Origin of the sequence: Rhizobium etli CFN 42 (assembly GCF_000092045.1) — a bacterium.
Taxonomy (GTDB): domain Bacteria; phylum Pseudomonadota; class Alphaproteobacteria; order Rhizobiales; family Rhizobiaceae; genus Rhizobium; species Rhizobium etli.
The window spans coordinates 2,934,078-2,952,154 of record NC_007761.1 but is presented as its reverse complement, the minus strand read 5'-3'; the positions used below and the strand labels follow the sequence as shown (position 1 = coordinate 2,952,154).

The window sequence follows — 18,077 nt, the reverse complement described above, 5'->3', positions numbered from 1 at the left end:
GGGCCGACTTTCGATTGATCGACGGCTGCGGTTCGTGAGACAATTAATCACGGGTCAAAAAACATATTCTTGAATTGCGCGCCTACGGCCGAGACGATAATCACGGCAGGGGCGGGCGGCACATCCGCCCGATCGAGGATCACGCCATGAAGACATTCCGCATCGCCGTCTGGGTCGGTGTTCTGATACTTGCCGGGGTTCTCGGCGCAGTTAGTTATTCCAAGAAGTCGGGGGACGTCGTGGCGGAAGCACCCTTCGGCGTGCCTTTCACGCTCGTTTCTCAAAGCGGACAGCCGATCACCGAACAGGCGTTGCGCGGCAAGCCGACGGCGTTGTTCTTCGGCTTTACCCATTGCCCGGAAGTTTGCCCGACGACGTTGTTCGAGCTGAACGGCTGGCTGGAGAAGGTCGATCCGGACGGAACCAAGCTGCAGGCCTATTTCGTGACCGTCGATCCTGAGCGCGACACGCCCGAAATCATGAACGCGTACGTCTCCAACGTGTCCAAGCGTATCACCGGCATTTCAGGCCCGCCCGAGAAGATCGCCGACGTCATCAAGGGGTTTCGCGTCTATGCCAAGAAGGTGCCTGTCGATGAGAAGGATCCGAATGGCGACTATACGATGGATCATACCGCCTCGGTTTTCCTGCTCGATTCGGCCGGACGGTTTTCCGGAACGATCGCCTATGGCGAAAACCCGGACACGGCGGTAAAGAAGCTGGAGAATCTCGTCAACAAAGGGTGATGGTTTCAGCGTGATGGAGCGTTGACTCGACCGATGGCGGGCAACGGAAACCGGAAAGACCGCGTATCGTGAGTGAAATCCGCCTTTACGTGTCGACGACCGAAAGTCAGGCCGAACAAATCCTCGATCTCCTCACCGAAGTCTTCGGCGAGGAAGACTTTGCCATCGGAACCACCGAGGTCGACGAGAAGAGGGATATCTGGGAAGCCTCCGTCTACATGATGGCCGAGGACGAGGCGCAGGTGCGCTCCCGCGTCGAGACGGCGCTGAAAAGCGCCTTTCCCGATGCTCAGTTGCTGCGGGAGGTCATCCCCGACGTCGACTGGGTGGTAAAATCACTGGAAGGACTGAAGCCCGTCAGGGCGGGGCGATTTCTGGTACACGGCTCGCATGACCGCGAGAAGGTCCGCCCCGGCGATATCGCCATCGAAATCGATGCCGGCCAGGCCTTCGGCACCGGCCATCACGGCACGACCGCCGGCTGCCTCGAAGTGATCGATCGTGTGGTGCGATCCCGCCGCGTCCGCAACGCGCTCGATCTCGGCACCGGCAGCGGTGTGCTGGCGATTGCGGTGCGCAAGCTCAAGAACATGCCGGTGCTCGCCACCGACATCGACCCGATCGCGACGCGGGTGGCGGCCGAAAACGTTCGCCGCAACGGCATCGCCTCGGGCATCGTCACCAGAACCGCGCCAGGCTTTCACTCGACTGCTTTTTCCGAGCATGGTCCCTTTGACCTCATCATCGCCAACATCCTCGCCCGGCCGCTGATCCGCATGGCGCCGCAACTTGCCGCCCATCTTGCGCCGGGTGGTTCGGTGATTCTTTCGGGGATTCTGGCCGCGCAGCGATGGAAGGTGATCGCCGCCTATAGCGGTGCGAGGCTCCGGCACGTCAGGACGATCTGGCGGAACGGTTGGGTGACGATCCATTTTGATCGGCCTTGAGTTCTGCATTAGGTGAGGGCTCGGCCTGCTGCACGCTTGCTCAGGGCGCCCCTCATGCCTTTGCCTGTCACAGGGATCCAGCCACCGCACGTCCGCGCGGTGAATGACTCATTATATTTTGGAGAGAGTCGTCCGCGCCCAACGACTTGGCCGCACCGGATTCCTGTGACGAGCACAGGAATGAGCGAGCGGAGAGGTTTGCGCTCCATCGAAACGGAACCGCTTTCTGGCGCTCAAACAAAAAGGCGGTGCCAGTGGCACCGCCTTGGACCGGTCTATCCGGTCAGTGCCCGCGAGCTCAAAGGAGGAGGAGCGCTCAAGCGGGCTCTACTGCATTCCAATAGGCCGGTCCGGGAGGGAGGAGACGGACAGGCGTTCAGGCTTAGAACGCGTAGCTGGGGGCGCCCTGGTGGCGCGTGACGCGCTGGCCGGCACCGAGCAGCTTGAGGCTGTCTTCGCTCTGCGGGCGGCGGGCGCCGATCACGTGACGCACGGTCTGGCGTTCGCCAGCCTGCACCGGGCTGCTGTATGCGAAGCGCGAGAGAGAGGCGGTCATTTCAAAAAATCCTTTGTTTGCTGGTTCGTCCGAACCGTCCGATGGCGCCTATATAGCTATTTTGAAATGCGGAGGCAGTGGGTTTCGCTCATGGGAGCCATGCGGCTGATGCATAAAGCGTGCCAGGTTAACTTTTGCCGTCACAGTTCTGTCAAAATGCTGAGCGGCCCCAAGGGTTTCGACTCGTTTCGTCGCTTTTTCTCCCCATCGATTGAAATTTCGCTAACATGGCCACGATCCCATTAACCGGATTCGTCTCAACCATTCGGGTTTTCAGCATGTTTCAGTCCTTCGACGTCACCTCCACGCCGCATTTCGGCAGGGAACGGGTATCGGCACTGCGCGCCACTTTCGATTCGCTCGGCATCGACGCCTTCCTCGTGCCGCGCGCCGACGAATTCAACGGCGAATATGTCCCCGCATGCTCGGAGCGTCTGGCCTGGTTGACGGGCTTCACGGGTTCGGCGGGCGTCGCCCTCATCCTGCGCTCGCAGGCGATCGTCTTCGTCGACGGACGCTATGTCACCCAGCTTGCCGAACAGGTCGACGGCACGGTATTTTCAGGCGGCGATCTCGTCAACGAGCCGCCGCACGTCTGGCTTGCCGCAAACGGCGCCAAAGGTCTCAAGCTCGGCATCGATCCCTGGCTGCACTCCGGCGCTGAGATTCGCCGTCTGGAAAAGGCGCTTGCGGAGATCGGCGGGACGCTGATCTTCCTGCCGCACAATCCGCTCGACAGGCTCTGGAGCGATCGGCCGGTCGAGCCGCTGGGGCCTGTCACCATCCAGAATGTCGCTCAGGCCGGTGTCTTGGCCAGCGATAAGATTGCCACGATCGCCGAAGGTCTGTCGAAGAAGAATCTGGCGGCGGTGCTGATTGCCGATCCCTCTTCGGTCGCCTGGGCCTTCAACATACGCGGCGCCGACGTGCCGCATACGCCGCATCCCTTGGCGCGCGCCATCATTCATGCCGACGGGCGGGCAGAGCTCTTCCTTGACAAGCGCAAGACCGGCATCGAAGCGGAGGCCTATCTTGGCCAGATCTGCACCCAGCTGCCGCCTTCGGCGCTGGAAGAACGGCTGGCCGCGGTTTCCAGGGATGGCGGCCGCGTGCTGGTCGATCCCGATATCGCTTCCTATGCGCTCGCAGACATCATTCGCAAGGCTGGTGGAGAGGCAGTCGAAGGTCTCGACCCCGCCAAGTTGCCGCGGGCGGTGAAGAACGATGTCGAGATCAACGGCTCGGCCGCCGCGCATCTGCAGGATGGGGCGGCGATGGTGGAATTCCTTTACTGGCTGTCGCAGGAGAAACCCGGCACGGTGAGCGAGATCGCCGCCGCCGAGCGGCTCGAAGCGGCGCGCGCCCGCGTCGGCCAAAGCATGCAGAATCCGCTGAAGGACATTTCTTTCGATACTATATCAGGCGCCGGCGAGCATGCGGCGATCATGCATTACCGGGTGACGACCGAGACCAACCGGATGATCGAGGCCGGCGAACTCTTCCTGATCGATTCCGGTGCGCAATATATCAACGGCACGACGGACATTACCCGCACCGTCGGCATCGGCGCGGTTTCGGAGGAGCATCGCCGCTTCTTCACGCTGGTGCTGAAAGGGATGATACAAATCAGCACGGCGCGCTTTCCCAAGGGCACGCGCGGCTGTGACCTCGATCCGTTGGCGCGCATCGCATTGTGGCGGGCAGGGGCCGACTTCGCTCATGGCACGGGCCATGGCGTCGGCTCTTATCTCTCGGTACATGAGGGGCCGCAGCGCATCTCCAGACTTTCGACGCAAGAGCTGCTGCCCGGCATGATCCTTTCGAATGAGCCGGGCTATTACCGGCCGGGCAGCTTCGGCATCCGCATCGAAAACCTGATCTACGTGCGCGGCGCCGAGGAGATCGAAGGCGGCGACGTGGCCATGCTCGGCTTCGAGACGCTGACCTTCTGCCCGATCGACCGCAGCCTCGTCATTCCCGAGCTTCTGACCCATGATGAGCTGCACTGGTTCAACGACTATCACCGCCGCACATGCGAGGCGCTGATGCCGCTCATCCACGATCACGACGTCAGGGCGTGGCTCGAGAACGCGACGCTGCCGCTCGAATATTAGGAAAGAGGCGGCGGAGCATTGCCTTCGGGCTGCACGGCCGCGCATCTTTGAGGCGCAAGCGGGCTCAAGCGCCGATCGTATAGCGCCATCCCATCACGACAGCCCAGGCGGCGACCAGCATCCATGTGTGGGAAATGCGCAGGCCGACAAAAAGGGCAACGATCAGCGCGAGTTTCGATTCCCAGCCGCCGATGAAGAAGGCAGGCGCGACCAGCGTCGTCAGCACGGCGGCCGGCACGGCATTCAGCGCCGCTTCCATGCGCGGGGGAATGCTCTTCATTCGGGTGATGAGGATATAGCCGCCGATGCGGGTGGCGAAAGTGGCGACTGCTGCGGCGAGGATGACGAGCGCCATGTGAAGATCGAATTCCATGGCTCAGACCTCGTGCACTTCGGATTGAAGGGCGTCGGCTTCGAGATCCGGCACCTCGCGCGGCAGCGGCAGCAGGGCAGCCAGCGCGATGCCGGCGGCCGCACCCAGGCTGACATGCCATGGCGAGCCGACATAACGGTAGGCGACCACGGATGCCACCGCGCTGACGAGCGCCACGGGCAGGAAATTATCTCGCTTGCGGAAGCCGAGGACGATGCCGAGGAAATAGGCCGGCAGCAGGATATCGAGGCCGATCGCCTTGGGATTGCCGATGAAGCCGCCGAGCATTCCACCGGCGACGCTGATCAGCACCCAGGGAATGTAGATGATGATGCCGAAGCCGAAATACCAGGCAAAGGTCAGCGGTTTGCCGGCCTCGCTGCGCTTCACCGCTTCGGCAAATTGCGGATCGACGAGCAGGAAGAAGGTGAAGAATTTCTGGAGCGGCGTGAAATGGCCGATGTAGCGCGCCAAGGCCGCCGAATAGAGCACGTGGCGGAAATTGACGGCGAGAATCGACAACACGATCAGCCAGGCGTGGACATTCTGGCCGAAGAGTTCGATGCCGACCATCTGGCTGGCGCCAGCATAGACCGTGGCGCTCATGAAGGCGACCTCGGAGAGCGACATGCCGTTTTCGACCGCGAGCGCCCCGAACAACGCGCCAAAGGGCGCCGATGCCAGCGCAACGGCGGAGCCGCCCCGCAAACCTTCAACAAAGTCGGCGCGATTCATGTGGGTGATCCTGTTGGAAATTCAGGTTTCACTTATGGGCTAAGACCTGTCACGGCAATTGAATTTCATTGATTGACCGATCGATTTCGCTGAAGCATCAAAGGCCTGATTGCATCCGACGGAGAGAACCTCATGAAGAAGATCGAGTTTTCGAAGGAAGAAAAGGCTGAAATCGTTTCGCGCATCCGCGCCTATTTCGACCGGGAACTCGACCCCATCGGCGCCTTGCCGGCCGAATTCCTGCTCGATTTCTTCACCGAGGAGATCGGGCCTTACATCTATAATCGCGGCCTGAGAGATGCTCAGGCAGCCTTGTTGAAGAGAATGGAAGACGTGGCCGAGGACATCCATCTTCTCGAGAGGGAGGAAAAATCCTAGTGCCTGTAAATCAAATCGGAGCGTTCATTTAACGCCAAATTATGTCCCGGCCGATAGGGTCGTCACGCTTTCATTCACCGGGTTGCGTGTCATTTGGCCTCGATCGTCTCCATTGTTGATGAACCTCGTTTCGCGAAGCTCGGCAAGGCGTTGATCTTCTTCGTCTGGCTCGCACTAGCGTCCGCGCTCTGCTGGTCCGAAACCGTCTGGCGTGACGAAGTTCGCGCATTGTCGCTGGCCCTACAGGGAGACAATTTCGCCGATATGCTTCGCCAGATGCATGGCGAGGGCCATCCTGCCATCTGGTATATCCTTCTGCGCGCCGCCCATGTGTTGGTAGGCTCACCCGTCGTTCTGAAAGTCGTGGCGTTGACGATTGCGGCGGCTGCGGCCTATCTTCTCGTCTTCAGGCTGAAGCTGCCTCTTTCCATCATGCTGCTGTCGCTGTTCGGCAGTTTTTCGGTTTTCGAATACGCCGCGATGTCGCGAAACTACGGCATCAGCATGCTGATGGTCTTTGTGATCGTCCTGACGTGGCAGAAGGGAGTGCGCAACGGCATATGGAACGGCCTGCTGTTTGCCTTGCTGGCAAACACCAATGTGCATTCGGTGGTCCTTGTCGGCGGCTTCCTGGCTTATTGGTTTTTTGATTTGGTTCTGGCGCGGCCAAGGTCTCCTTTACGGGAGTATCGCGGCTTTGCGACAGCCGCAGTCTTGGCCGCGGTTGGAGTTGTTCTGTGTTTCCTCACGGTCTATCCGACCTTCAACGATACAGGGCAGAACGACATCAGCGGCGAGAATTTCGCTTTGCTCGCCCTTCGTGCCCTTGCGCCGGCCAGTTCGCAATTTCTGTCGTTCTATCCCGACAGTATTCTCGGACTGATGGTGGCCGATCCGTTGGCTTTCCGCATCTTCGCAGCTTTGATGTCGGTGCTGATCTACGGCAGCCTGCTGGGGATGGCGAACCGGCGCGCGGCCATGATCGCAGCGGCGCTGGTGCTGTTAGGGCTCTCGCTGCTGTTTACGCTGGTCTATCCGGGCGGATACAGACATCAGGCGCTCTGGCTGGTTTTCATGATCGCGATGACCGCCTTGACCACAGACATGCAGCGTGACAGGGCGGGCGTTGCCGGCGCGACGGCGGCCGGCCGCATCGTAAAGTTCGGCCGTCTGTGCTTCATGATACTGCTGGCGCTGCAGGTCGTGTCCGCTGTCGAAAAGGTCAATCGGACCTTCGTGGCCGAAATACCTTTCAGCCGGAGCAAGGATTTCGGTGCGTTCATGCAATCACGCCCCGAGCTCAAGGATGCGATCATCATGGCGGATCCCGATTATCTCGTCGAAGCTCTGCCTTACTACGTTTCCAACCGCACCTATCTTTTGCGGGAGGAGCGGTTCGGCGCAATCGTGCGATATACCCGTAACGCACGGCTTTCGCTCAGCCTTGCCGACATCCTCCAATCGGCACGCCGATTGCGGCAGAGTGAGAAGGTGCCCGTTATCATCCTTCTTTCGCAGCGGCTCGATCAGATCACCGCTGCGGTCTCCTTGCGTGAAAGCTATGTTTGGCGGCTGTCTCTGACGCCTGAGGATATTTCGGCTTTCCAAAGCGCGACAGAGCTCATCAAACGCTTCGGCCCGGCTGTCGGAAGCGATGAGAGTTACGACGCTTATGTCTTGAAATAAGAAGCCAGACAGCAGCCTGGCCTTCGCTCTTTCACTCGTCCGCGCTTCTCAGCCCTCGCGCTTCATCCGCGCGCGGCGTGCGAGTTCGGCCTGCGAGGGCTCGGCCATCGCGAAGCTGCCGGGTTTGACCTCGCCGGCACGCTCGTAGACGCTCATGATGACGCTGGTCGTCGATACCGAGTTGGCGGTGAGCTTCAGCGCTTCCGGCTTGGTGCCATGGCCGAACAGACGCTTGCCGGGACCGAGGATCAATGGGAAGGTCAGGAGCCGGAGTTCGTCGATCAAGTCATGCGCCAGCAGGGTTTGCACGAGGCCGCTGCTGCCCTGCGTCAGGAGATCGGGGCCGTCCTCCCGCTTCAACCGAGCGATTTCGGCGGCGACATCGCCGCGCAGCGCAATGGTATTTTCCCAGGTGAACGGCTCTTTCGAGGTGGTCGCGACATATTTGGTCGCGGCGCTGAAGGCTTTGCCGATGGGATCGTCTTCGTCGACATAGGGCCAATGGGCGGCGAAGATCTCGTAGGTCTTGCGGCCAAGCAGCAGGGCGAACGGATCGGTGAAGATCCCATCCATGAACTGGCCCATCGTCTCGTCCCAGTAGTTGGCGGTCCAGCCGCCAAGGGTGAAGCCGCCGGTCGGGTCCTCCTCAGGCGCACCGGGCGCCTGCATTACGCCATCCAGGCTCACAAAGGCTGCGGTCACAAGCTTTCTCATCTATCGGCTCCCATGGTTGGCGTGTTCAGAGCCAAGGACGGATGGGCGTGAGCCGTTCCGACATCCCCGCGTTATTTTTAGCGTGAGTTAGCCGGCCAGAGCCTTGGCGCTGTCGATAATCGCGATGCCATGCGCCCGCATCTCGTCGATGGCGGCGGCGACGCCTTCGGGAGTGATGCCGCGGCTGGCGTCCTCGATGAAGCGCACCCGTATGCCCGGCATCATTTCCAGCGCATCGAGCGCGGAGAACTTGACGCAGTAATCGGTGGCGAGGCCGCAGACATCGAGATCGGTGACGCCCTGGTCTTCGAGGAAGTCGGAAAGGCCGGTCGAGGCATCCCGGTCATTATCGCGAAAGGCCGAATAGCTGTCGATCTTGGGATTCTCGCCCTTCTGCTGGATCAGGTCGATCTCTTCGGATTGGAGCGCGGGATGCAGTTCGGCATCGAGCGTGCCCTGGACGCAGTGGTCCGGCCACATCATCTGCGGCTTGCCAGAGAGTTCGCCCATCTCGAAGGGGACGGCGCCCGGATGGGCGGAGGCGAAACTGCCGTGGCCCGGCGGATGCCAGTCCTGGGAGGCGACGATCAGATCGTATTTGCCGCTGTCGATCAGCCTGTTTGCGACGGGAACGACCTTGTCGCCGTCCGGCACCGGCAGGTTTCCTCCCGGACAGAAGCCGTTCTGGATATCGACGAGCAGGAGCGCTTTCATCAAGGCCAATCCCTTCGCGTTATGGCAATGCAAATGCCAAGTGCACCGAATGCATCAACTAGTGAATTCCCCGGAGCCCGCATGCAAGCGTTAATTCTGTCACTGTTGCTAGCAGTCGCCGGAAAAGAATTCGTTAATTCAACCAATGCGATAGGTGCCGGTTGCGTCTGGCAAAGAGGCCGGCCTTGCCGGGCGGCCTTGCCGGCCGCCCCGATTTCTGCCTTTCTTGCCCGAGCAGCAAGCCGAGACGGAGACCATGTCCGAAGCCCAGACAGATGAAAAGATCGATGCAACCTTCCGCAACGGATCGTTAACGGCAACCGGAATCATCCTTGGTTTCTCGCTCAACTTCATCAGTCTGTGGGTTTCCAACCCGAATGACTGGAGCCGCGTCGATCTGCTGCCGATGTCATTCCTGACCGTCGGCATCGCCATTCAGGTGAAGGTGTTTGCCGATCTTTTGGCGCGAGATTCGCTGCTCGCTGTCAAATACGACCGGGCGCGCCGGCTGTTCCTGATCGGCTTGTCGATCGTTGCCATCGGAATGGGGATCGCCCTGCTGAACGACATCCTCGGGCTCAGCAGCATGCGGATGTTTGGGTGACTGTTCGCGCGGTGTCGTCGCGCGGTCAGACGCGCTCGACGAAACCGTCCAGCACCCGCTTCTGCCCCGCACGGTCGAAGTCGATCGTCAGCTTGTTGCCTTCGATGCCGGTAATGTTGCCATTGCCGAATTTCATGTGGAATACGCGATCGCCGAGGGTGAAGCGCGACGGCTGCGACGAGGTCGACTTCGCCACCAGCTCGCCGTCGATCGTGCGTCCCTTCGGGCCGCTTTCGCCATAGCCGATGCGTTCGACGGCGTGGCCGGAGCGGGTGCCCCAGTTGTCGCGCGTGGCGTCGGTCTTGTTGGCCTGGGCGCGTTTCCAACCGGGCGTGGAATAGGAGTTGGCAAAGGGTTCGGCCTTGTCGAAGCGGGACTGGCCGTAGCCGCCGCGGCCGTAACCGCCGTAGCTCTGCTCCATCTCGGCGACCTCGACATGGGTTTCCGGCAGCTCGTCAAGGAAACGCGAGGGCAGCGTCGATTGCCAGAGGCCGTGGATGCGGCGGTTGGAGACGAACCAGATGTGGCAGCGGCGCTTGGCGCGGGTGATGCCGACATAAGCCAGTCGTCGTTCTTCTTCCAGGCCGGCGCGGCCGCTTTCATCGAGTGAACGCTGGTGCGGGAACAGGCCTTCCTCCCAGCCGGGCAGGAAGACGGTATCAAATTCCAGGCCCTTGGCCGAATGCAGCGTCATGATCGAAACGGCGTCGAGGTTCTCGTTGGTCTCTGCATCCATGACCAGGGAGACGTGCTCGAGGAAGCCGCGCATCGACTCGAAGCTCTCCATCGAGCGGATCAGTTCCTTCAGGTTTTCGAGGCGGCCGGGCGCTTCGGCGCTCTTGTCGTTCTTCCACATGTCGGTATAGCCGGACTCTTCGAGGATCTGTTCGGCAAGTTCCGTATGCGGTGTGTTTTCAAGCAGTTCCTGCCACCGGCGGAAAGATTGAATCACGTCGAAGAGGGCTTTGCGCGCCTTCGGCTTCAGCTCGTCCGTTTCGATGATGTCGGCGGCCGCCGCCAGCATGGGGATGTCGCGGGCGCGGGCATAGTCATGCAGCGCACGCACCGTGGTATCGCCGAGGCCGCGCTTCGGCGTGTTGATGATGCGTTCGAAGGCGAGGTCGTCCGCCGGTTGTGCGATGAGCCGGAAATAGGCCATGGCATCGCGGATTTCGAGGCGCTCGTAGAAGCGCGGGCCGCCGATGACGCGGTAGTTGAGGCCAAGGGTGACGAAGCGATCTTCGAATTCGCGCATCTGGAAGGAGGCGCGTACGAGGATCGCCATGTCGTTCAGCAGATGCTTGCCCCGCTGGAGTTGCTCGATTTCCTCGCCGATGGCGCGGGCTTCCTCCTCCGAATCCCAGGAGGCGTGAACCTGCACCTTGACGTCATCCGGGTCGGTGCGATCGGTGAACAACGTTTTGCCCAAGCGGCCTTCGTTATGGGCGATCAGATGAGCGGCGGCGCCGAGGATATGTTCGGTCGAGCGGTAATTGCGCTCGAGCTTGATCACCTTGGCGCCAGGGAAATCCTTCTCGAAGCGAAGAATATTGTCGACCTCGGCACCGCGCCAGCCATAGATCGACTGGTCGTCGTCGCCGACGCAGCAGACATTCTGCGGCTCGCCCTTGCTGCGCTGGGCCAGCAGCCTCAGCCACATATATTGGGCCGTGTTGGTATCCTGATATTCGTCGACGAGGATATAACGGAAGCGGCCGTGATATTCCTTCAGGAGATCCGGATTCTTGCGGAAGATCGCGATCGGATGCATCAGCAGGTCGCCGAAATCACAGGCATTGAGCGTCGACAGGCGCGCCTGATAGGCGAAATAGAGATCGCGGCCGCGGCCATTGGCAAAGGCTCGGGCGTCGCCTTCGGGAATATCCGCCGGGCCGAGGCCCTTGTTTTTCCAGGTGTCGATCATCCCGGCGAACTGCTTGGCCGGCCAGCGTTTGTCGTCGAGGCCTTCGGCCTGGATCAGCTGCTTGATCAGGCGGACGACGTCATCGGTGTCGAGGATGGTGAAATCGGAACTGAGGCCGACGAGCTCGGCATGGCGGCGCAGCAGTTTGACGCCGATCGAATGGAAGGTGCCGAGCCAGGGCATGCCTTCGACGGCGCCGCCGACGAGCAGGGCGATGCGCTCCTTCATCTCGCGCGCGGCCTTGTTGGTAAAGGTGACGGCGAGGATCTGCGAAGGAAAGGCGCGGCCGGTATTGAGGATATGGGCGATGCGTGTCGTCAGTACGCGTGTCTTTCCGGTGCCGGCGCCTGCGAGCACGAGGACAGGACCTTCAAGTGTTTCGACTGCTTCGGTCTGCTCGGGATTGAGCCCCGCGAGATAATCCGGCCGCTTGCCGCCGTCGCGCGCCGCCATGGCGCGGGCGGCGATGCCGCCGCCAGCGCCGGGTCTTCCGGCTGCTGCGACGGGCGGCTGCGGCTTGCGCGCCACTTCGCCCGGCTCTTCGTCGAAGAAGGGAATATCGTCGAAACTATTGCTCATGGCGCGTAATGTAGTGATTCGGGAAGGAAAGACCAGAAAAGATGTTCTGCTTTCATTCCCGAATCACCGCTATTGCAGGGGTGCCGGGCGGCGAGGCCATCGCGGGTGCGGCTGCGATCGTCGTGCGGGTGCGCCAAAAAAAATCCGATTACAGCCTGTCGGAACGGACGCCGCCCAGACGTCCTCGAAGCATCGGACAGAAGTCCGGATACTCGTCAAGAAGGAGGCTGTCCATGCCGAGGGTCATTTCAAATCTCTGGTTCGCGGAGCAGGCGCGCGAAGCCGTCGAATTCTACGTGTCGATCATTCCCGATTCCAGGATCGGCCGCACCACCATACTTCCGGCGGAAACGCCGAGCGGCCCTCCCGGCAGCGTCGAGTTGATTGAGTTCACGCTTGGCGACCAGGCCTTCCTGGCGATGAAGGCCGGTCCGCTTGACAACTTCAATCATTCCTTTTCGATCGCGATCCTTCTGGAAAGTCAGGCGGAGATCGACCGGATATGGGATGCTTTCCTCGCCAATGGCGGCACGCCGGAGGCCTGCGGCTGGCTGAAGGACCGCTGGGGGCTTTCCTGGCAGATCGTGCCACGCGCTCTATCCGAGATGATCGCCGACGAAGATCGCGAGCGGGCAAGGCGCGTCACCGAAGTCATGCTCGGCATGGTCAAGATCGATGTGGCTGCGCTGGAGAAGGCGTTCAACCGGTAAAAGCGCCGGAAGCGTATGATCGAATTATACCGGGCGGATGGTGACGTTCGCCCGGTTCCATCCTGCGGGACCGCGATGGCTGCCCCGCTCTGAGGCCGGCTTGCTCTCACCGGCGGCCAATCGCCGATTTCCACGGCTCGAATCACGGGCGCCATTGCACACCTTTTTGACATTCATGTCACGTCGCTAAATGTGCTGATATCGCAATGCCCCTTCTCTCAACTACAATGAGAAACAGTTTCGCAGAGTAAAAAAAATACCGGTGCATGCACAATTTTGTGCATTGCCACAAACGGCCGGTCAGCGTCGAATATACCTACGAAACTATTGATTCTTAGGAACGCCGTGGCCATCTCGATGGTTATACGGCTTAGAGCCTACGGCATAACCTTAATGGAGGTCCCATGCTGAGTGAATCCGTATTCGATGCGTTCACACGCAGTTATGAAGCGCGCCGCGAAACCGACATGTCGGTTTCGGAATATCTCGATCTCTGCAAAACCGAGCCGATCGCCTATGCCAACGCGACCGAGCGTCTGCTCGCTGCGATAGGCGAACCGCAGATGGTGGACACCGCCAAGGACGCGCGCCTGGGCAGAATCTTCATGAACAGGACCATCCGGGTTTATCCCGCCTTTGCGGGCTTTCACGGCATGGAAGAGACAATCGAACGCATCGTCTCGTTCTTTCGGCATGCGGCGCAGGGGCTCGAGGAGCGCAAGCAGATTCTTTATCTGCTCGGTCCGGTAGGCGGCGGAAAGTCGTCGCTGGCGGAGCGGCTGAAGCAGTTGATGGAGGTTCATCCGATCTACGTTCTGAAGGCGGGTGACGAGATCAGCCCCGTGTTCGAAAGCCCGCTCAACCTCTTCGATCCGGAGACGATGGGCTCGCTGCTGCAGGAGCAGTACGGAATTCCGTTGCGGCGTCTGCACGGATTGATGAGCCCGTGGTGCTTGAAGCGACTCGACGATTTTGGAGGCGATATCTCCCGATTCCGCGTCGTCAGAATACAACCTTCGCGATTGCGCCAGATCGCAATTGCCAAGACCGAGCCTGGCGATGAGAATAATCAGGACATCTCCTCGCTGGTCGGCAAGGTCGACATCCGCAAGCTGGAAACCTACTCCCAGAACGATCCCGATGCCTACAGCTATTCCGGCGGGCTCAATCGCGCCAACCAGGGCATTCTCGAATTCGTCGAGATGTTCAAGGCGCCGATCAAGATGCTGCATCCGTTGCTGACGGCAACGCAGGAGGGCAACTATATCGGTTCCGAAAATATCGGCGCCATACCTTTCTCCGGCATCGTCCTTGCGCATTCGAACGAGGCGGAGTGGCAGACCTTTAAGGCCAACAAAAACAACGAGGCCTTCATCGACCGTATCTGCGTGATCAAGGTGCCCTATTGCCTTCGGGTGACGGAGGAACAGAGGATCTACGAAAAGCTGATCGAGGGATCGGAACTCGTGGACGCACCATGCGCACCGGCAACGCTTGAAATGCTGGCGCGTTTTTCCGTCCTTTCGCGCCTGCGCAAGCATGAGAACTCGACCTTCTTCTCGAAGATGCGCACCTATGACGGCGAAAGCCTGAAGGAAAGCGATCCGCGCGCCCGCAGCGTTCAGGAATACCGGGATGCAGCCGGGATCGACGAAGGCATGGATGGGATATCGACGCGCTTCGCCTTCAAAGTGCTCGCCTCCACCTTCAATCACGACACCACCGATATCGGCGCCGATCCCGTCCATCTGATGTATGTTCTGGAACAGGCGATCCGTCGCGAGCAATTTCCCGACGATGTGGAGAAGCGTTATCTGGAATTCATCAAGGCCGATCTTGCGCCACGCTACGCAGAGTTCATTGGCAATGAAATTCAGAAGGCCTATCTTGAATCCTATGCGGACTACGGACAGAATCTGTTCGATCGCTATGTAGACTATGCCGATGCCTGGATCGAAGATGTGGACTTCAAGGATCCCGATACTGGTCAGCTTCTCGACCGCGAACTCCTCAATCAGGAGTTGACGAAAATCGAAAAGCCGGCGGGAATCGCCAATCCAAAGGATTTTCGCAACGAGATCGTCAAGTTCTCGTTGAGATCGCGTGCCGCAAACGGCGGAAAAAATCCGTCATGGACGAGCTACGAGAAAATCCGGGAAGTCATCGAGAAACGTATGTTCTCGCAGGTTGAGGATCTTTTGCCGGTCATTTCGTTCGGATCGAAGAAGGATTCGGAAACCGAGAAGAAGCACAGTGAATTCGTCTCGCGCATGGCCGCGCGAGGTTACACCGAGCGGCAGGTTCGGCGCCTTGTCGAATGGTACATGCGCGTCAAACAGGCAAGTTAATGCGGAGCCATTATGCACATTGTCGACCGGCGGCTAAATCCGCGCGGTAAAAGTCTGGAAAATCGTCAGCGGTTCCTTCGACGCATGAAAGGAGCCGTGCAGCAGGCGGTCAAACGCTCTCTGCAAAATCGAAACATTCGAGATGTGCTCGACGGCGGGGAGATCAGCCTGCCGATCGATGGGATGGCCGAACCGAGTTTTCGACGGGGTGAAGGCGGCATCGCCGATCACATCCTGCCCGGGAACCGGGCCTTCGTCGAAGGAGACATCATTCCGCGGCCGCCGGGCGGGAAGGGTGGAAAACCAAAAGATGCAGGCGAAGGCGACGGTGAGGACGGCTTCCGCTTCGTACTGACGCGGGAGGAATTCCTCGATGTGTTCCTTGACGACCTCGAATTGCCAGACCTCGCCAAGCGGCGTCTAGCCGAAACCGAGGAGGAAACTCCGTTCCGGGCCGGCTATTCCGTATCAGGGTCGCCCTCCAATATTGCCGTCGGCCGCACAACGAAGCTGGCAATGATGCGCCGCGTTGCGCTCGGCCGCCCACGCCGCGAAGAAATCGAAGCCCTGAAGCGGCAGATCGAGGAATGCGAGGACGAGGTAAATCGTCTGGCGCTTGAGGCAAAACTCAAATCCCTGACGGAAAAAAGCCGGCGCATTCCCTATATCGATCCGCTTGACGTGCGCTATCGCCGCTTCGAAAACGAGCCGAAGCCTGTCGCCAAAGCGGTGATGTTCTGCCTGATGGACGTCTCGGGCTCCATGTCGGAGCACATGAAGGACCTTGCGAAGCGGTTCTACCTGCTGCTCTACCTTTTCCTGTCGAAACGCTACAAGAAAGTGGAAATCGTCTTCATCCGCCATACCGACAGGGCAGAGGAGGTCGATGAGGAAACCTTCTTCTACGGTCCGGCGACGGGCGGCACGCTGGTGTCGAGTGCGCTTGCCGCCATGCGGGCGATCATTGCGGCGCGTTTCGACCCGGCGGAGTGGAATATCTATGGCGCCCAGGCCTCGGACGGTGACAACGCCCATTCGGACGGAAATCTGACCGGGCAGCTGCTGCGCGAGATTTTGCCGCTGTGCCAGTATTTTGCCTATATCGAGGTCGGCGAGGAAGGGGGTGATTCTTCAGTATCGCGGTCGCCCCTCTGGATGCTCTATGACGGGATCCGTTCCGAACCGCTGCCGCTTTCGATGCGCAAGGTCTGCCGGCGAAGCGAAATATTCCCTGTTTTCCACGATCTCTTCCAGAAACGTGACGCACAGTCGAAGGTGACGCCATGACCATGACGGTGAGGCCAAGAGAGCGGCTCCTGTTCGAGGGGGCCGACTGGGACTTTGCAACGCTGCAGCGCATCCACGATGCGTGCGAGGAGATCGCGCTCGGTGGACTCGGCCTCGATGTCTATCCGAATCAGATCGAAGTCATCACCTCGGAGCAGATGTTGGATGCCTATTCCTCGACCGGCATGCCGCTCTTTTACCGCCATTGGTCCTTTGGAAAACACTTTGCGCATCATGAAACCTTCTACCGCCGCGGGATGCGCGACCTTGCCTACGAGATCGTCATCAACAGCTCTCCCTGCATTTCCTATCTGATGGAGGAAAACACGGCGACGATGCAGACGCTCGTCATCGCCCATGCGGCCTTCGGCCACAATCACTTCTTCAAGAACAACTATCTCTTCAAGCTTTGGACCGATGCCGAGGGAATTCTCGATTATCTTGATTTCGCCAAGGGTTATATCACTCGCTGCGAAGAGCGTTACGGCGAGACGGCCGTCGAAAGAACTCTCGATGCGGCGCATGCGCTGATGTCGCATGGGGTGCATCGATATGCCGGCAAGACCACGATCGACCTTCGCCAGGAGGAGAAGCGGGAACAGGAGCGTCGCGCCCACGAGGAGCAGATGTTCAACGACCTGTGGCGCACAGTTCCCGTCGGCAAGGCAAAGAAGGCGGGTGACATAGGCTTGGAAAAGCGGCGCGCCGCGCTCGGCCTTCCGCAGGATAACATCCTCTATTTTCTCGAGAAATCCGCGCCCCGACTGCAGCCGTGGCAGCGCGAGATCCTTCGTATCGTCCGCCATGTCGCGCAATATTTCCATCCCCAGCGGCAGACCAAGGTGATGAATGAGGGAACCGCCACCTTCGTCCATTATCAAATCATGAACCGGCTTCACGAGCGGGGGCAGATCAGCGACGGGAATTTCCTCGAATTCCTGAAGTCGCACGCCAATGTCGTCTTCCAGCCAAATTACGACGATCGGCGGTTCTCGGGCTTCAATCCCTATGCGCTTGGTTTTGCGATGATGCAGGACATCGAGAGGATCGTCACGAAGCCGACGGAAGAGGACCGGGCATGGTTTCCCGATATTGCGGGACGCGGCGACGCGATGGGGGTCCTGCGCGACATTTGGGCAAATTACCGGGACGAAAGTTTCATCAGCCAGTTCCTGAGCCCGAATCTGATCCGGCGGTTGCGGCTGTTCCATCTCTACGACGACCCGGAACAGACCGAAGGTGTGCTGGTTTCGGCAATTCACAATGAGCGCGGCTATCTGCGCATTCGCCGCCAGCTCTCCCGCGAATACGATATCGGCTGGACCGATCCGGCAATCGATATCGTCGATGTCGACCTCGCCGGCGACCGCCGTCTGTTGCTGCAGCATATCGTCATGAACGGCTGCTATCTGCAGGAAGGCGACACGAAGCTCGTCCTGCAACATCTCGCCGATCTCTGGGGCTACGACGTGCTGCTTCAGGAAATCGACGGCTCGAGCACCGTGGCGAAGGAACATACGGCGAGCCCACGCAAGATCGTTCAATGATCCAGGTTTCTTGCGACGTGCCGGGCTAAAGCGCGTCGTACGCGTCATCCTTTTGTCCGCATCCGGCGGCGATCGGCAATTATCGATGGCAACAAACACAAAGGCTGCGTAATTT

The 18,077-nt window shown here is 59.8% G+C and carries 16 protein-coding genes; 10 read left to right on the top strand and 6 right to left on the bottom strand.

The window, feature by feature from the left end:
- The first annotated feature begins 146 nt into the window (after positions 1-146).
- Positions 147-746, top strand: a complete 600-nt coding sequence (locus tag RHE_RS14470; RefSeq protein WP_011426074.1) for an SCO family protein — start codon at positions 147-149, stop codon at positions 744-746.
- A gap of 68 nt (positions 747-814) precedes the next feature.
- Complete coding sequence (locus RHE_RS14465) at positions 815-1,693, top strand: 50S ribosomal protein L11 methyltransferase (protein ID WP_011426073.1); 879 nt, start codon at positions 815-817, stop codon at positions 1,691-1,693.
- A 382-nt stretch (positions 1,694-2,075) separates the two neighbouring features.
- Here RHE_RS14465 and RHE_RS33625 read toward each other — a convergent pair whose 3' ends face one another.
- Positions 2,076-2,249: a hypothetical protein gene (locus RHE_RS33625; protein ID WP_010031974.1), complete on the bottom strand. Its 174-nt coding sequence runs from the start codon at positions 2,247-2,249 to the stop codon at positions 2,076-2,078.
- Positions 2,250-2,527: 278 nt separating this feature from the next.
- On the opposite strand from RHE_RS33625, the gene RHE_RS14460 reads away from it, so the two are divergent.
- Complete coding sequence (locus RHE_RS14460) at positions 2,528-4,363, top strand: aminopeptidase P family protein (protein WP_041678891.1); 1,836 nt, start codon at positions 2,528-2,530, stop codon at positions 4,361-4,363.
- A 64-nt stretch (positions 4,364-4,427) separates the two neighbouring features.
- Here the strand turns inward: RHE_RS14460 and RHE_RS14455 are convergent, their stop codons facing one another.
- Together RHE_RS14455 and RHE_RS14450 are read right to left on the bottom strand one after the other, a co-directional pair.
- Positions 4,428-4,736, bottom strand: coding sequence for an AzlD family protein (locus RHE_RS14455; RefSeq protein WP_011426071.1), 309 nt, complete (start codon positions 4,734-4,736; stop codon positions 4,428-4,430).
- 3 nt (positions 4,737-4,739) lie between these two features.
- Positions 4,740-5,471 (bottom strand): AzlC family ABC transporter permease, encoded by a 732-nt coding sequence (locus RHE_RS14450; RefSeq protein WP_011426070.1) that lies wholly within the window; start codon positions 5,469-5,471, stop codon positions 4,740-4,742.
- A 132-nt stretch (positions 5,472-5,603) separates the two neighbouring features.
- Between RHE_RS14450 and RHE_RS14445 the strand changes: the two genes are divergently transcribed.
- Complete coding sequence (locus RHE_RS14445) at positions 5,604-5,849, top strand: DUF2164 domain-containing protein (RefSeq protein WP_011426069.1); 246 nt, start codon at positions 5,604-5,606, stop codon at positions 5,847-5,849.
- A 93-nt stretch (positions 5,850-5,942) separates the two neighbouring features.
- Positions 5,943-7,535, top strand: coding sequence for a hypothetical protein (locus tag RHE_RS14440; RefSeq protein WP_011426068.1), 1,593 nt, complete (start codon positions 5,943-5,945; stop codon positions 7,533-7,535).
- A gap of 48 nt (positions 7,536-7,583) precedes the next feature.
- On the opposite strand, the gene RHE_RS14435 is transcribed toward RHE_RS14440, so the two are convergent.
- Together RHE_RS14435 and pncA are read right to left on the bottom strand one after the other, a co-directional pair.
- Positions 7,584-8,249: a dihydrofolate reductase family protein gene (locus tag RHE_RS14435; protein ID WP_011426067.1), complete on the bottom strand. Its 666-nt coding sequence runs from the start codon at positions 8,247-8,249 to the stop codon at positions 7,584-7,586.
- A gap of 87 nt (positions 8,250-8,336) precedes the next feature.
- Positions 8,337-8,963 (bottom strand): bifunctional nicotinamidase/pyrazinamidase, encoded by a 627-nt coding sequence (gene pncA, locus RHE_RS14430; RefSeq protein WP_011426066.1) that lies wholly within the window; start codon positions 8,961-8,963, stop codon positions 8,337-8,339.
- A 256-nt stretch (positions 8,964-9,219) separates the two neighbouring features.
- Between pncA and RHE_RS14425 the strand changes: the two genes are divergently transcribed.
- Entirely contained in the window at positions 9,220-9,567 is a 348-nt protein-coding gene (locus RHE_RS14425; RefSeq protein WP_020921783.1) for a hypothetical protein, read from the top strand.
- Between the two features lie 25 nt (positions 9,568-9,592).
- Here the strand turns inward: RHE_RS14425 and RHE_RS14420 are convergent, their stop codons facing one another.
- On the bottom strand, positions 9,593-12,070 hold the full coding sequence (locus tag RHE_RS14420; protein WP_042118751.1) for an ATP-dependent helicase: 2,478 nt from the start codon (positions 12,068-12,070) through the stop codon (positions 9,593-9,595).
- Positions 12,071-12,303: 233 nt separating this feature from the next.
- Between RHE_RS14420 and RHE_RS14415 the strand changes: the two genes are divergently transcribed.
- From RHE_RS14415 to RHE_RS14400, 4 genes are all read left to right on the top strand, one after another.
- Positions 12,304-12,780 carry a VOC family protein gene (locus tag RHE_RS14415; RefSeq protein WP_011426063.1) on the top strand — a complete coding sequence of 159 codons (477 nt, stop codon included), beginning with the start codon at positions 12,304-12,306 and terminating at the stop codon, positions 12,778-12,780.
- Between the two features lie 404 nt (positions 12,781-13,184).
- The gene (locus tag RHE_RS14410; protein ID WP_020921781.1) at positions 13,185-15,128 is read left to right on the top strand and encodes a PrkA family serine protein kinase; all 1,944 of its coding nucleotides are present in this window, start codon (positions 13,185-13,187) and stop codon (positions 15,126-15,128) included.
- 12 nt (positions 15,129-15,140) lie between these two features.
- Positions 15,141-16,415, top strand: coding sequence for a YeaH/YhbH family protein (locus RHE_RS14405; RefSeq protein ID WP_020921780.1), 1,275 nt, complete (start codon positions 15,141-15,143; stop codon positions 16,413-16,415).
- On the top strand, positions 16,412-17,962 hold the full coding sequence (locus tag RHE_RS14400; protein ID WP_020921779.1) for a SpoVR family protein: 1,551 nt from the start codon (positions 16,412-16,414) through the stop codon (positions 17,960-17,962). The genes RHE_RS14405 and RHE_RS14400 overlap by 4 nt, the downstream gene beginning before the upstream one ends.
- The last annotated feature ends 115 nt before the right edge of the window (positions 17,963-18,077 follow it).

What these genes read in the sequence shown, in the direction of transcription:
- RHE_RS14470 (WP_011426074.1), top strand. Translation starts at nt 147, where the DNA reads ATGAAGACATTCCGCATCGCCGTCTGGGTCGGTGTTCTGATACTTGCC.
- RHE_RS33625 (WP_010031974.1), bottom strand. Translation starts at nt 2,249, where the DNA reads ATGACCGCCTCTCTCTCGCGCTTCGCATACAGCAGCCCGGTGCAGGCT.
- RHE_RS14460 (WP_041678891.1), top strand. Translation starts at nt 2,528, where the DNA reads ATGTTTCAGTCCTTCGACGTCACCTCCACGCCGCATTTCGGCAGGGAA.
- RHE_RS14455 (WP_011426071.1), bottom strand. Translation starts at nt 4,736, where the DNA reads ATGGAATTCGATCTTCACATGGCGCTCGTCATCCTCGCCGCAGCAGTC.
- RHE_RS14450 (WP_011426070.1), bottom strand. Translation starts at nt 5,471, where the DNA reads ATGAATCGCGCCGACTTTGTTGAAGGTTTGCGGGGCGGCTCCGCCGTT.
- RHE_RS14445 (WP_011426069.1), top strand. Translation starts at nt 5,604, where the DNA reads ATGAAGAAGATCGAGTTTTCGAAGGAAGAAAAGGCTGAAATCGTTTCG.
- RHE_RS14435 (WP_011426067.1), bottom strand. Translation starts at nt 8,249, where the DNA reads ATGAGAAAGCTTGTGACCGCAGCCTTTGTGAGCCTGGATGGCGTAATG.
- pncA (WP_011426066.1), bottom strand. Translation starts at nt 8,963, where the DNA reads ATGAAAGCGCTCCTGCTCGTCGATATCCAGAACGGCTTCTGTCCGGGA.
- RHE_RS14425 (WP_020921783.1), top strand. Translation starts at nt 9,220, where the DNA reads ATGTCCGAAGCCCAGACAGATGAAAAGATCGATGCAACCTTCCGCAAC.
- RHE_RS14420 (WP_042118751.1), bottom strand. Translation starts at nt 12,070, where the DNA reads ATGAGCAATAGTTTCGACGATATTCCCTTCTTCGACGAAGAGCCGGGC.
- RHE_RS14415 (WP_011426063.1), top strand. Translation starts at nt 12,304, where the DNA reads ATGCCGAGGGTCATTTCAAATCTCTGGTTCGCGGAGCAGGCGCGCGAA.
- RHE_RS14410 (WP_020921781.1), top strand. Translation starts at nt 13,185, where the DNA reads ATGCTGAGTGAATCCGTATTCGATGCGTTCACACGCAGTTATGAAGCG.
- RHE_RS14405 (WP_020921780.1), top strand. Translation starts at nt 15,141, where the DNA reads ATGCACATTGTCGACCGGCGGCTAAATCCGCGCGGTAAAAGTCTGGAA.
- RHE_RS14400 (WP_020921779.1), top strand. Translation starts at nt 16,412, where the DNA reads ATGACCATGACGGTGAGGCCAAGAGAGCGGCTCCTGTTCGAGGGGGCC.